The sequence below is a fragment of the Mesorhizobium sp. 2RAF45 genome (assembly GCF_052115225.1).
GTDB classification, from domain to species: Bacteria; Pseudomonadota; Alphaproteobacteria; order Rhizobiales; family Rhizobiaceae; genus Mesorhizobium; species Mesorhizobium jarvisii.
The window spans coordinates 109,654-121,532 of record NZ_JBFRGG010000015.1; the positions used below are offsets into that span (position 1 = coordinate 109,654).

Sequence of the window (11,879 nt, forward strand, 5' to 3'; positions counted from 1 at the left end):
GCTAATGGAAATCACCTGATTGCAAAGGCGAACTCCAGCGCAATCCAGTATTGGCCGGTCAGACCATGCCACGCGCGATTTCGGTGATGACGGCAAAAGCCGCATCGACATCGCTAGCGGTCGCCTCGAACTGGCCGACCTGGAAGCGGATTGCCACCTGCCCGTCGACCCTCGTCTGCGTCAGGTAAATGCGGCCATCGTCGTTGATCGCATTGACCAGCCGCAGATTGTGCGCGTCGGCATCGGCGCTCGGGGGCGCCCTGTGCCGGAACGAAAACAGCGACAGCATCGGTTCGCTGACGATCTCGAAATCCGGCTCCCTTGCCAGCCGCGCGGCAATACCCTCGCTCCAGGCGACATGGTTGCGGATCATGGCGCGCAGGTTTTCCAGCCCGTGGGCGCGCAGCAGGAACCACAGTTTCAGGGCGCGGAAGCGCCGGCCGAGCGGCACCGACCATTCGGAATAGTTGATGATGCCGTCACGGCCATGCGTCTTCAGGAATTCGGGCTTGATCGCCAGGGTGCGAACAAGATCCTCCGGCTGGCGGATGAACTGCATCGAGCAATCGAATTGGGCGCCGAGCCATTTATGCGGGTTGAAGACGATGGAATCGGCCAGTTCGACACCGGCCCAGAAATGGCGAAATTCGGGGCAGATCATCGCCGATCCGGCCCAGGCGGCGTCGACATGCAGATAGAGCCCGTGGCGTTTGGCCACCGCGGCGACAGCAGCGACATCGTCGGTGCCGCCCGTGCTGGTACCGCCAACGCTGGCGATGATGCCGGCGGGCAGCATGCCGGCCTCGCGATCGGCGACAATCGCCGCCTCGAGTGCTGCCGCATCCATGGCGCGAAAGCGGCCATCGACGGGAATGCGCACAAGATTGTCTTCGCCGATGCCCGACACCCAGATCGACCGGTCGATCGACGTGTGCACCTGATCCGAGGAATAGATGCGCAGCCGCCCCTGCCCGGCCAACCCCTTTTTGTTGCCTTGCCAGTCCAGCGCCCGCTCGCGCATGGTCAGCACGGCATTGAGTGTCGCCGACGAGGCCGAATCCTGGATGACGCCGGAAAATCCTTCGGGAAGGCCAAGTGCCTGGCGCATCCAGTCGACGGTGCGGGTCTCGAGTTCGGTCGCCGCCGGCGAGGTCTGCCAAAGCATGCACTGCGCGGCCATTGCGGAGACGAGATACTCAGCCACCACCGAAACCGGCGCCGCATTGGCCGGGAAATAGGCGAAGAAGCGCGGGTGCTGCCAATGCGTCATGCCCGGCACGATCTTCTCTTCGAAGTCGGCGAAGATCCTGTCCATCGGCTCGGCGTCTTCGGGCGGCGAGGCTTCAATGCTCTTGAAAATGTCGCCCGGCTCGACCAGCGGCCGCACCGGCCGGTCGCGCAATGAATTGCGATAATCGGCGCCCCAGTCGGCTGCACGCCGCGACCACTGCCGGAACTCGTCATTGTTCATCCTGTCCTCCCCGACACGAATGCAATGCCGGCACTCTTCGCCCGGCTCTCAGATTCATCAATAATTAACATGTGAAATAGATGCAAGCGCCGGCAGCTACCGCAAGCGCCCTAAAGCGCATCGCTTGATCGGATCCAAGCGATGCGCTTTAGATCCTTGTTCTTGTGCATGTCGTTCCCCCGAAACCGGGACTTTTGGGCGACATACATCACCCCGGAAAATCCGGCAGGCTGGCAAAGGCGCTCTTCAGCGCATTCGACCAGCCATCGGAGATGGTGCGATAATATTGGTCGTCCTGGCCGATCCGCTTCTTCAGGCCGACCTTGAAGGAATCCTTCTCCAGGAACAGCAGGTCGAGCGGCAAGCCGACCGACAGGTTCGACTTGAGTGTCGAATCGAACGACACCAGAAGCAGCTTCACCGTCTCGGCAAGGCTCATCGTGCGCTCATAGGCGCGGATGATGATCGGCTTGCCGTACTTGGTCTCGCCGATCTGGAAGAACGGCGTGTCGTCGGTCGATTCGATGAAGTTGCCCTCGGGATAGATCATGAACAGCCGCGGCGGACTGCCCAGGATCTGGCCGCCCAGGATGAAGGAGGCGTTGAAATAAGAATCGGCCTTCTCGCCGGCGGGTGATGCCTGCGCGATCACCTCTTTCACCGTATCACCGACCAGCCGCACCGTCTGGTACATCGATGGCGTTTCGAGCAGTTTCTCGTGGCGGTCGGTCACCGCTTTGGTGCGCTCGTCAAGCAGGCTGACGACGGCCTGAGTCGTCGCCAGATTGCCGGCCGACATCAAGACGATGACGCGCTCGCCGGGCTGTTCCCAGACATGCATCTTCTTGAAGGTCGAGATCGAATCCATGCCGGCATTGGTGCGCGTGTCCGACATGAACACGAGCCCGCGATCGATCTTCAGGCCGACGCAATAGGTCATGGAATCTCTTCTGGCACTAATCCTTGCCGGATTACTGCTCTACCGTGACGGTGACCGCAAGCCGTTCTTGCGCCTGTCCCAGTCGAATTCCCGACACCGGTGAGGCGTCGCGGTAGTCGCGGCCGATTGCCACCTTCACATAGCGTTCGTCGGGAGAAATACCGTTGGCGGGATCGAAGGCAACCCAGCCGAGACCCGGAACATGCGCTTCGGCCCAGGCATGGCTTGCCGCCTGCTCGACAGAATCCATCATCAGATAGCCAGAAACGTAGCGCGACGGAAATCCCATGGCGCGCGCGGCGGCGGCAAAGATATGGCTATGGTCCTGGCAAACCCCGGTCTTCAGCGCCAGCGCCTCTTCGGCCGGTGTGGCCGCATTTGTGGTGCCTGGCGTGTAGGCGACGCGCTCGCCGATCATGGCCATCAGCCGGTGCAGCCTTTCGATGTCGGTTCCCGGGCCGACCGCTTCGGCTAGCTTACGGATGCCGCCACCGATGGTGGTCAAGGGCGTTTCCTGCGCGAACAGCCACAGCGGCGCAAAGCCCTGATGCGACCCGCAAACGCCTGACGTATCGCGCGTCACCACCTCGCCGGACGCCTCGACCGTGATGAAATCGTGGTCGCCCTCGACACTCAGCAGTCTTGTGTCGTTGCCGTAGTGATCGGTAAACCGCACTTCCTCGCGCGCTCCTTCGACCTTCAGCGACCAGGCCAGCACCGTCTGCGTCTGCCCGCTCACCGGTAGCAGCCGCAGCCGCTGCAGCAGATATTGCACCGGCGCATCGTAGCGGTATTCGGTCCGGTGGGTGATCTTGAGCCTCATGGCTTCCTCAATAAAACCGGTAATCCTGCGCGATCTCGTCGCCGAGCCGGGTGTTGTCGCGAATGAACCCGGCAAGGAACTCATGCAGGCCTGCGTCGAATATATCCTTGATCGACCCGGCCCTCAGCATGGCTTGCGTTTTCTCCGCCGTCGCGTGGCAGGCATGACGTTCGCCGTAATCGTCGCCGAGGAACTTCAGGTGCTCGGACAAGAAGCGGTAGCAGAAGGTCAGCGAACGCGGCATGCGCACGTTGAGGATCAGGTAGTCGGCGATGTTGGTCGGCTTGTAGTCCGCATCATAGACCCAGCGGTAGGAACGATGCGCCGACACCGAGCGCAGGATCGATTCCCATTGATAATTGTCGAGTGTCGAGCCGACCCAGGAGATCGACGGCAACAGCACGTAGTACTTCACGTCGAGGATGCGCGCCGTGTTGTCGGCGCGCTCGACATAGGTGCCGAGCTGCGAGAAGTCGAAAATCTCGTTGCGCAGCATGGTGCCGTAGAACGAGCCGCGGATCAGCGCCGTCTCGCGCTTGATGGCATCGAGCACGCTTGGCAGGTCGCGCTCGTCTATTGGCCTCGCCAGCATCCGCTTTAGTGACATCCAGGCTTCGTTGATGCTTTCCCAAGTCTCGCGCGTCAGTGCCGTGCGCACCATGCGGGCATTGTTGCGGGCCGTTTCGATCGACGACATGGTGCTCGACGGATTCGAGGTGTCGCGCAAAAGGAAATCAGCGACATCGGCGGCCGTATAGTCCGAATACTTCTGCTTGAAGGCGACGTCGGAGCCGGCGCTGAGCAGCACGGAATTCCATTCCTCCGACGCGCTTTGCGTGCGGGTCAGCGCCATGCGCAGGCCGGCATCGACCAGCCGCGCCATGTTTTCGGCCCGCTCGATATAGCGGTTCATCCAGTAGAGCCCGTTGGCGGTGCGGCCGAGAAGCATGGGGAGGCCCTTCGGGTTAGTGAGTAGGGAATAGTGAGTAGTCCGTAGTAAATAGTTGAATTTCAATGAAATATGGCATGCGCTTCCCTCGACAGCTGACTACTCACTACTGACTATTCCCTACTCACTCATTTCAATCATCCAACACCCAGGTATCTTTCGTGCCGCCGCCCTGCGACGAGTTCACGACMAGAGAGCCTTCCTTCAAAGCCACGCGCGTCAGGCCGCCGGGCACGATCTGGATGCGGTCGGAAACCAGCACGTAGGGCCTGAGGTCGACGTGGCGCGGCGCCAGTCCCTTGTCGGTCAAGATCGGGCAGGTCGACAGCGCCAGTGTCGGTTGGGCGATATAGTTCGAAGGCTTCGCCGCCAGTTTCTTGGCGAAGGCCTCGCACTCTTTCTTGGTCGCCGCCGGTCCGACCAGCATGCCGTAGCCGCCGGAGCCGTGCACTTCCTTGATCACCAGTTCGTGGATGTGCTCGAGCACATATTTCAGGCTGTCCGGCTCCGAACAGCGCCAGGTCGGGATGTTGCCGAGGATCGCCTTGCGGCCGGTGTAGAATTCGACGATCTCGGGCATGTAGGAATAGATCGCCTTGTCGTCGGCGATACCGGTTCCCGGCGCATTGGCGATGGTGATGTTGCCGGCGCGATAGACATCCATGATGCCGGGTATGCCGAGGGCCGAATCCGGCCGGAAGGTCAGCGGGTCCAGGAAGGAATCGTCGACGCGGCGGTAGAGCACGTCGATCTGCTTGTAGCCCTCGGTCGTGCGCATCGCGACATGGCCGTCGACGACCCGGAGATCCTGGCCCTCGACCAGTTGCACGCCCATCTGGTCGGCAAGGAAGGCATGCTCGAAATAGGCGGAATTGAAACTGCCGGGCGTCAGCACGGCAATCGTCGGCGCGCCCTTGGTGGTTTGCGGCCGAACCGCCGCCAGCGACTGGCGCAGCAGTTGCGGGTAGTTCTCCACCGGCCGCACCTTGATCTTCTGAAACAGCTCGGGGAACAGCTGCATCATCGTCTCGCGGTTCTCCAGCATGTAGGAGACACCGGACGGAGTGCGCGCATTGTCCTCCAGCACGTAGAACTCGTCCTCGCTGATGCGCACGATATCGACGCCGATGATGTGTGTGTAGACGCCGGCTGGCGGCCGCACCCCGATCATCTCCGGCAGGAACGCCTCGTTCTTGGCGATGAGGTCCCGGGGAACGCGGCCGGCACGCAGGATCTCCTGCCGATGGTAAATGTCGTCGAGGAAGGCGTTCAGCGCCTGCACCCGCTGCTCGATGCCTTGCGTGAGGCGCCGCCACTCATTGCCTGAAATGATGCGTGGAACGATGTCGAAGGGGATCAGCCGCTCGGAGGCCTCCTGCTCGCCATAGACGGCGAAGGTGATGCCGGTCTTGCGGAAGACGCGTTCGGCGTCCTGCATCTTCTCGGTAAGTCTGGCTGGATCCTGCTCCTTCAGCCAGCGATCATAAGCCGAATACGGTCTTCTCAATCCGGAAACTTCCGGAAGCATTTCATCGAACGCTGCCAATCGCATACTCCCCTGTGACGCCATTTCACTGGCGTCGCCGAATAAAATCAAGCGCAATCGGTGATTTGGGAGATGCGGACGATCAGTATGTTGCAGCTGCCTAAAATTGAGGCAGTCGAAATACGACCTTGATCAGGCTTTGCCTCGTGCCCGGGCAAATGCATTTCCGGCTAGAAGGCGCGGAAGGTGACGACCGTAAACGTGTCCTTGATGCCGGGGAGAATCTGCACCTTCTCGTTGACGAAATGGCCGACGTCTTCCTCGTCATCGACATAGAATTTGGCGAGCAGGTCGTAGTTGCCGGCGGTGGAATAGATTTCCGAAGCGATCTCGGCATCGGCAAGCGCGCTGGCAACCTCATAGGATTTGCCCAACTCGCATTTGATCTGCACGAAAAACGCCTTCATGGCTTCGTCCCGCTAAACGTCCAAGTCCAAGCGGCCCTTCTGGCAGACTGGAGGCGGCCTTTCAAGCACTGGAATCCGCACTTAGCCGGCGCGGCCCCTGGCCACGGCCTCGCGCAGCTCCGCAACAGGCATGACATTCCGGTCGCGAATATTCGCAATCGGTGAAACCGGGATGCACCGCCAAGCGTATGTTATCGTGCATCTTCGGACATCATTTTTGAGGGATTATTCCGAGGAACAACGGAGACAGGCCATGCGCCGCGCTTTTTTCGCATTCGCAGTCATTCCATTCCTCTTCATATCCTCGGCCTTTGCCGGCGATGCCGAAATCAAGGCAGGCCAGGCCGTCATCGACGGTCAGTTGAAGGCGCTGCTGGCCGATGACGGCGCCAAGGCCTACAGCTTTGCCGCCCCGAACGTGAAGCAGGTGTTCCCGACCGTCGATGCCTTCATGAACATGGTGACCAATGGCTACCCGCCGGTGCGCAAGCCACAGTCCTATGCCTTCGGCAAGGTCGAGCAGACAGGTCCGGGCTCGATTATCCAGCAGGTGCTGATCGTCGGACCCGACGGCAAGGATTACGAGGCGGTCTATACGCTGCAGCAGCAGCCCGACGGCACGTTCCAGATCACCGGCTGCAGCCTGCGCGCATCCAACTCGCTAAGCACCTGAGGTTCTACAGGACCGGTATATCGCCCCTCGCCCAGCCCTCTGATATCTCGGCTCCACGCGCCTCGAAGCTGCCGGTCTCGATCGCGGCGCGAATGTCCTGCATCAGCTTCTGATAGTAGGACAGGTTGTTCCAGGTGAGCAGCATTGCGCCCAGCGCCTCCTGCGAGCGCACCAGATGGTGCAGATAGGCGCGCGAATAATCGCGCGCCGCGGGACAATCGCTTTCCTCGTCCAGCGGGCGCGGGTCGTCGGCATGGCGGGCGTTGCGCAGATTGACCTTGCCGCGCCTGGTGTAGGCCAGGCCGTGCCGGCCGGCTCGCGTCGGCATCACGCAGTCGAACATATCGATGCCGCGCGCCACCGATTTCAGGATATCGTCAGGCGTGCCGACACCCATGAGATAGCGTGGCTTGTCCGCGGGCAGTTCGGGACAGGTGATGTCGAGCATTTCGAGCATCACCGCTTGCGGCTCGCCGACCGCCAGGCCGCCAACCGCATAGCCCTTCAGCTCCATCGCGCTCAGCGCCTGCGCCGAACGCACTCGAAGTGCTGCATTGTCACCGCCCTGAACGATGCCGAACATCGCCTTGCCCGGCTGGTCGCCGAATGCCGTCTTGCAGCGCTCGGCCCAGCGCAGCGACAGTTCCATGGCGCGCTCGATCTCCTTCAGCTCGGCCGGCAGTGCCGTGCATTCGTCGAGTTGCATCTGGATGTCGGAATCGAGCAGGCCCTGGATCTCGATCGAGCGCTCCGGCGACATTTCGTAGGGCGCGCCATCGATATGCGAGCGGAAGGTGACACCCTTTTCGGTCAGTTTCCTGAGCTTCGACAGCGACATCACCTGGAAACCGCCGCTGTCGGTCAGGATCGGATGCGGCCAGCGGGCGAATTCATGCAATCCGCCAAGCCGCGCGACACGCTCGGCGCCGGGCCGCAGCATCAGGTGATAGGTGTTGCCCAGGATGATGTCGGCGCCGACGCCACGCACCTGGTCCATATACATGGTCTTGACGGTGCCGCCGGTGCCGACCGGCATGAAGGCGGGCGTGCGGATTTCGCCGCGCGGCATGTCGATGACACCGCGCCGCGCCTTGCCGTCGATGGCAAGGACCTTGAAGCTGAACGGCTTAGCCATTGAATTCCTTGTCGTGGATCGGCGCGTCAGGCGCCTGTCTGTCGAGCGACTGCCTATATTGGATGCAGCCGCGCATGAATTTAGGCCAGGGCGGAACGGCGATCGACGGCTCGGTCTTTTCAGGCAGCAGATCCCACAGATCGGGGTGATGCCAGCAGAGATCATGGCCTGACGTGTCGCGATGCGCGCGAATGCCGGCGCGCAGTTTCTTCACCTCGGCAATCAGGGCATCGCGATCAAGGGTCTGCAGGTCATCATCCATCGCTCATCTCCGCTCGATACAGCAGGCTTGCGTCTCCATAGGAGTAAAACCTGTAGCGGTTCGCGATGGCATGCGCATAGGCGGCGCGCATCGTATCGAGGCCGCTGAAGGCCGAAACCAACATGAACAGCGTCGAGCGCGGCAAGTGGAAATTGGTCATCAGCATGTCGGCGGTGCGAAAGCGATAGCCGGGCGTGATGAAGATGTCGGTCGGACCCGACCACGCAGGCACCGTATCGTCCTCGCGCGCCGCACTCTCCAGCAGGCGTAGCGAGGTCGTGCCGACGGCGATGATGCGCCCGCCCCTCGCCTTGGCCGCGTTCAGCGCATTGGCTGTTTCCCGGCTGACCGAACCGATCTCGGCATGCATCTTGTGGTCGGCGGTATCGTCGGCCTTGACCGGCAGGAACGTCCCGGCGCCGACATGCAAGGTCACGAAGTGGCGCTCGACGCCTTTGGCGTCAAGAGCCGCAAAAAGCTCCGGCGTGAAATGCAGGCCGGCGGTGGGCGCGGCAACCGCTCCTTCCTCCCTTGCATAAATCGTCTGGTAGTCGGCACGGTCGCGCTCGTCATCATCACGCTTCGAGGCGATGTAGGGCGGCAGCGGAATGTGGCCGACGGTATGCAGCGCCTCGTCGAGGAACGGCCCCGACAGGTCGAAGCCAAGCAAGGCCTCGCCGCCCTCGCCCTTCTCGATCACCGTGGCATCGAGTTGACCGAGGAAGCAGGAATTGCCGTCATGGCCGAAATGGATGCGGTCGCCGGCGGCAATGCGCTTACCCGGCCGCATGAAGGCGAGCCACCGGTCCGGCGCCACGCGCATATGCAGCGTGGCCTCGACTTGCGCCTGTGCATCGCCGCGCCGCCTTATGCCTTTGAGCTGCGCCGGAATGACCTTGGTGTCGTTGAACACCAGCACGTCGCCGGCTCTGAGCAGGGATGGCAGGTGGCCGACTGTGCGGTCATCAAGCGCCTCCCCCGGTCTGACCACGAGCATCTTGGCGCTGTCGCGTGGCTCGGTGGGGCGAAGCGCGATACGCTCCTCCGGCAGGTCGAAGTCGAAGAGATCAACGCGCATCAGTAGAGCCGGATAAGCAGCGCTCCGGCCAAGAGCAGCACCGCGCCGGCGACACGGCCGAGCGAAATTTCACGCACCGCGACACCGAGGAAGCCGATTCGGTCGATGAGCATGCCGGCGAGCAACTGGCCGGCCACCAGGAACGCCATCAGCGCAGCGGCGCCGATGCGCGGCGTCAGGATTGTGGAGAGAGTGACATAGAAGCCGCCGAGCATGCCGCCGACAACGAACAGCCAGGGCGCCGGCGCCTTCCAGTCGAGCGAAATGCTTTGTAGCTTCATCACCGTAACGGCGATGATGCCGAGCACGATCGCGCCAGACAGAAACGAGAATGCAGCCGCCGCGACCGGGAGACCCAGGCCGCGCGCCAGCTGCGAATTGATCGGTGCCTGAATGGCAATGAAGGCGCCGGACAGGATGCCGAGAAGCGACCAGACGACGCCCATCATTGTCGTTTCGCCTTACTTGACGTCGGCCGCGACCTTCAGCGACACGATCTTGTCGGGATCGACGACCGGCTCGCCGCGCTTGATCTTGTCGACATTGTCCATGCCTTCGATGACCTGGCCCCAGACCGTGTACTGGCGGTTGAGGAAGGCGGCATCGTCGAAGCAGATGAAGAACTGCGAATTGGCCGAGTTCGGGTTCTGTGAACGGGCCATCGAGCAGGTGCCGCGGCCGTGGTTGGCGTTGGAGAACTCAGCCTTCAGGTCCGGCTTGTCCGAGCCGCCCATGCCCGCGCGCGACGGCGCGAAGGTGGGCTTCGAGGAATTGCCGAACTTCACGTCGCCGGTCTGCGCCATGAAGCCATCGATGACGCGGTGGAAAACCACGCCGTCATAGGCGCCTTCCCTGGCCAGTTCCTTGATGCGGGAGACATGGCCGGGGGCCAGATCGGGGAAAAGTTCGATGACGACCTTGCCCTTGGTCGTTTCCATGATGAGCGCGTTCTCGCGGTCCTTGATTTCGGCCATGTCAGATATCCTTTTGAGAAAACAGAAATTACTTGTCGGCGGCGATGCGCACCTTGATCATCCGGTCGGGGTCGGAGACCGTACCATTGTCCGCCTCGTCACCCTTCTTGATGTGGTCCACCAGTTCCATGCCGCTGACGACATTGCCGACGATGGTGTACTGGCCGTCGAGCGGCGGCGCCGGCGCGAACATGATGAAGAATTGCGAATTGGCGGAGTTCGGATCTTGCGAGCGGGCCATGCCGACCACGCCGCGCTTATAATGCTCGGTCTGCGAGAATTCGGCCGGCAGGTCAGGCAGGTCCGAACCGCCGGTGCCGACGGCCTGGGAGTTGAACCCCTTCTTCATGTTGCCGAACTTGACGTCGCCGGTCTGCGCCATGAAGCCGTCGATGACGCGGTGGAAAGCGACATTGTCATAGGCATGGTCACGCACGAGCTTCTTGATCTGCGCGACATGCTTGGGCGCCAGATCGGGCCGCAACGCGATGGTCACGTCGCCGTCCTTCAGCGTGATGATCATGGTGTTTTCGGGATCGGCGGCATAGGCCGAGACCGAGGCGGTCACAAGACCGGCAAGCACGACGAGGAACGAGGCGAGCCTTTTGAGCTGCATGAGGATTTTCTCCGGGCTTATTTCGCGAATTTTGCGGTGAGCGCGCCAGCAACAGCCGCCGGCACGAAGGGGCGTATGTCGCCGCCCATCGAGGCTATCTGGCGCACAAGTGTGGCGGTAATGGTGCGCACGGACGGGCTGGCGGGCAGAAAAACCGTCTGCAGCTCGGGCGCCATGGTTTCGTTCATGCCGGCCATCTGCATTTCGTAGTCAAGATCGGTGCCGTCGCGCAGGCCGCGGATCATGATCGAGGCGCCCTGCTTCCTGGCGGCCTCGATCACCAGCCCGTCGAAGGCAACGACCTTGATGCGAGCGCCATCGCGGCCGAATTCGGCCTTCGTGGCGGCTTCGATGAGTTGCACCCGCTCCTCGAAGGAAAACAATGGCTTCTTGCCCGGATGAATGCCGATCGCGGCATAGACGATGTCGGCCACGGCCAGCGACGCCTTCAGCACATCGAGATGGCCGTTGGTCAGCGGGTCGAAGGAGCCTGCGTAAAGTGCGGTGCGTTCAGTCATGGCAGGTGCTTCTAATGCATGATCCCAAAAAGTGGAAACCGGTTTTTGGAAAAGATCATGCTCAAATGAAAGCTAGAGCCTGTTCCATCTTCAGTCCACCAAGATGGAGCAGGCTCTAGCGAGCCTCTCTCGCAAAGGCAAATCCGATCGGCGCGGAGCGCATGAACCTTTTCCAGCACATGAACGACAGATGAACACGCTGATCACGAAGCCTTCACGCAGCGTTCACTAGGTTGCACCTTAATAAGATGAAACCAAAATCCCATCTATCCGTTGTAAGGCGCAGGAGAACACGCAAATGCTGATCTACATGCTCGCCACCGCAATGACAGTCGCCATGCTGATCGCCACCGTATTCGGGCTGCATCAGGAGGCACAACGCATCCGCGTCAAGGCAACCACCAAGCGCTTCGAGGGCTTCGGCCCCCGCAAGCCGTATCGTCACTACTAAGTCAGTTCTGGACTTGCTGCCGCGCCGGCCGGTGGG

15 protein-coding genes are annotated in these 11,879 nt (G+C 61.6%); 2 read left to right on the top strand and 13 right to left on the bottom strand.

Annotated elements, in window-relative coordinates; translation table 11 throughout:
- Positions 1 to 58: 58 nt before the first annotated feature.
- The 6 genes from AB4Z43_RS28250 to AB4Z43_RS28275 form a co-directional block, all read right to left on the bottom strand.
- A complete protein-coding gene (locus AB4Z43_RS28250; protein ID WP_064985623.1) occupies positions 59 to 1,471 on the bottom strand; it encodes a pyridoxal phosphate-dependent decarboxylase family protein in 1,413 nt (470 codons plus the stop codon).
- Positions 1,472 to 1,679: 208 nt separating this feature from the next.
- Entirely contained in the window at positions 1,680 to 2,411 is a 732-nt protein-coding gene (locus tag AB4Z43_RS28255) for a peptidase (RefSeq protein ID WP_019858273.1), read from the bottom strand.
- Between the two features lie 31 nt (positions 2,412 to 2,442).
- Entirely contained in the window at positions 2,443 to 3,234 is a 792-nt protein-coding gene (locus tag AB4Z43_RS28260; protein WP_441939882.1) for a transglutaminase family protein, read from the bottom strand.
- 7 nt (positions 3,235 to 3,241) lie between these two features.
- The gene (locus tag AB4Z43_RS28265; protein ID WP_038646939.1) at positions 3,242 to 4,183 is read right to left on the bottom strand and encodes an alpha-E domain-containing protein; all 942 of its coding nucleotides are present in this window, start codon (positions 4,181 to 4,183) and stop codon (positions 3,242 to 3,244) included.
- A gap of 133 nt (positions 4,184 to 4,316) precedes the next feature.
- Positions 4,317 to 5,729, bottom strand: coding sequence for a circularly permuted type 2 ATP-grasp protein (locus AB4Z43_RS28270; protein WP_027046863.1), 1,413 nt, complete (start codon positions 5,727 to 5,729; stop codon positions 4,317 to 4,319).
- A gap of 170 nt (positions 5,730 to 5,899) precedes the next feature.
- Positions 5,900 to 6,136, bottom strand: a complete 237-nt coding sequence (locus AB4Z43_RS28275) for an Lrp/AsnC family transcriptional regulator (protein ID WP_010909609.1) — start codon at positions 6,134 to 6,136, stop codon at positions 5,900 to 5,902.
- 253 nt (positions 6,137 to 6,389) lie between these two features.
- Between AB4Z43_RS28275 and AB4Z43_RS28280 the strand changes: the two genes are divergently transcribed.
- Positions 6,390 to 6,809, top strand: coding sequence for a DUF4864 domain-containing protein (locus AB4Z43_RS28280; protein WP_027046864.1), 420 nt, complete (start codon positions 6,390 to 6,392; stop codon positions 6,807 to 6,809).
- 4 nt (positions 6,810 to 6,813) lie between these two features.
- On the opposite strand, the gene tgt is transcribed toward AB4Z43_RS28280, so the two are convergent.
- From tgt to coaD, 7 genes are all read right to left on the bottom strand, one after another.
- A complete protein-coding gene (gene tgt / locus AB4Z43_RS28285; RefSeq protein WP_019858278.1) occupies positions 6,814 to 7,944 on the bottom strand; it encodes a tRNA guanosine(34) transglycosylase Tgt in 1,131 nt (376 codons plus the stop codon).
- Positions 7,937 to 8,206, bottom strand: a complete 270-nt coding sequence (locus AB4Z43_RS28290) for a hypothetical protein (protein ID WP_010909612.1) — start codon at positions 8,204 to 8,206, stop codon at positions 7,937 to 7,939. The genes tgt and AB4Z43_RS28290 overlap by 8 nt, the downstream gene beginning before the upstream one ends.
- Positions 8,199 to 9,284, bottom strand: coding sequence for a tRNA preQ1(34) S-adenosylmethionine ribosyltransferase-isomerase QueA (queA, locus tag AB4Z43_RS28295; protein WP_038646941.1), 1,086 nt, complete (start codon positions 9,282 to 9,284; stop codon positions 8,199 to 8,201). The genes AB4Z43_RS28290 and queA overlap by 8 nt, the downstream gene beginning before the upstream one ends.
- Positions 9,284 to 9,733, bottom strand: coding sequence for a DMT family transporter (locus AB4Z43_RS28300; protein ID WP_019858280.1), 450 nt, complete (start codon positions 9,731 to 9,733; stop codon positions 9,284 to 9,286). Before AB4Z43_RS28300 ends, queA begins: the two co-directional genes overlap by 1 nt.
- A 12-nt stretch (positions 9,734 to 9,745) precedes the next feature.
- Complete coding sequence (locus tag AB4Z43_RS28305; protein WP_019858281.1) at positions 9,746 to 10,258, bottom strand: peptidylprolyl isomerase; 513 nt, start codon at positions 10,256 to 10,258, stop codon at positions 9,746 to 9,748.
- A gap of 28 nt (positions 10,259 to 10,286) precedes the next feature.
- Positions 10,287 to 10,781: a peptidylprolyl isomerase gene (locus AB4Z43_RS28310; protein WP_010909616.1), complete on the bottom strand. Its 495-nt coding sequence runs from the start codon at positions 10,779 to 10,781 to the stop codon at positions 10,287 to 10,289.
- A 110-nt stretch (positions 10,782 to 10,891) separates the two neighbouring features.
- On the bottom strand, positions 10,892 to 11,392 hold the full coding sequence (coaD, locus tag AB4Z43_RS28315; protein ID WP_019858283.1) for a pantetheine-phosphate adenylyltransferase: 501 nt from the start codon (positions 11,390 to 11,392) through the stop codon (positions 10,892 to 10,894).
- 298 nt (positions 11,393 to 11,690) lie between these two features.
- Here coaD and AB4Z43_RS28320 point away from each other — a divergent pair, with 298 nt between their 5' ends.
- The gene (locus AB4Z43_RS28320; RefSeq protein WP_019858284.1) at positions 11,691 to 11,843 is read left to right on the top strand and encodes a hypothetical protein; all 153 of its coding nucleotides are present in this window, start codon (positions 11,691 to 11,693) and stop codon (positions 11,841 to 11,843) included.
- Positions 11,844 to 11,879: the final 36 nt, after the last annotated feature.

Excerpts from the sequence above, each read along its gene's own strand:
- AB4Z43_RS28300 (WP_019858280.1), bottom strand. The coding sequence starts at position 9,733 with ATGATGGGCGTCGTCTGGTCGCTTCTCGGCATCCTGTCCGGCGCCTTC.
- AB4Z43_RS28290 (WP_010909612.1), bottom strand. The coding sequence starts at position 8,206 with ATGGATGATGACCTGCAGACCCTTGATCGCGATGCCCTGATTGCCGAG.
- AB4Z43_RS28310 (WP_010909616.1), bottom strand. The coding sequence starts at position 10,781 with ATGATCATCACGCTGAAGGACGGCGACGTGACCATCGCGTTGCGGCCC.
- queA (WP_038646941.1), bottom strand. The coding sequence starts at position 9,284 with ATGCGCGTTGATCTCTTCGACTTCGACCTGCCGGAGGAGCGTATCGCG.
- tgt (WP_019858278.1), bottom strand. The coding sequence starts at position 7,944 with ATGGCTAAGCCGTTCAGCTTCAAGGTCCTTGCCATCGACGGCAAGGCG.
- AB4Z43_RS28275 (WP_010909609.1), bottom strand. The coding sequence starts at position 6,136 with ATGAAGGCGTTTTTCGTGCAGATCAAATGCGAGTTGGGCAAATCCTAT.
- AB4Z43_RS28255 (WP_019858273.1), bottom strand. The coding sequence starts at position 2,411 with ATGACCTATTGCGTCGGCCTGAAGATCGATCGCGGGCTCGTGTTCATG.
- AB4Z43_RS28250 (WP_064985623.1), bottom strand. The coding sequence starts at position 1,471 with ATGAACAATGACGAGTTCCGGCAGTGGTCGCGGCGTGCAGCCGACTGG.
- AB4Z43_RS28265 (WP_038646939.1), bottom strand. The coding sequence starts at position 4,183 with ATGCTTCTCGGCCGCACCGCCAACGGGCTCTACTGGATGAACCGCTAT.
- AB4Z43_RS28320 (WP_019858284.1), top strand. The coding sequence starts at position 11,691 with ATGCTGATCTACATGCTCGCCACCGCAATGACAGTCGCCATGCTGATC.
- AB4Z43_RS28260 (WP_441939882.1), bottom strand. The coding sequence starts at position 3,234 with ATGAGGCTCAAGATCACCCACCGGACCGAATACCGCTACGATGCGCCG.
- AB4Z43_RS28280 (WP_027046864.1), top strand. The coding sequence starts at position 6,390 with ATGCGCCGCGCTTTTTTCGCATTCGCAGTCATTCCATTCCTCTTCATA.
- AB4Z43_RS28305 (WP_019858281.1), bottom strand. The coding sequence starts at position 10,258 with ATGGCCGAAATCAAGGACCGCGAGAACGCGCTCATCATGGAAACGACC.
- coaD (WP_019858283.1), bottom strand. The coding sequence starts at position 11,392 with ATGACTGAACGCACCGCACTTTACGCAGGCTCCTTCGACCCGCTGACC.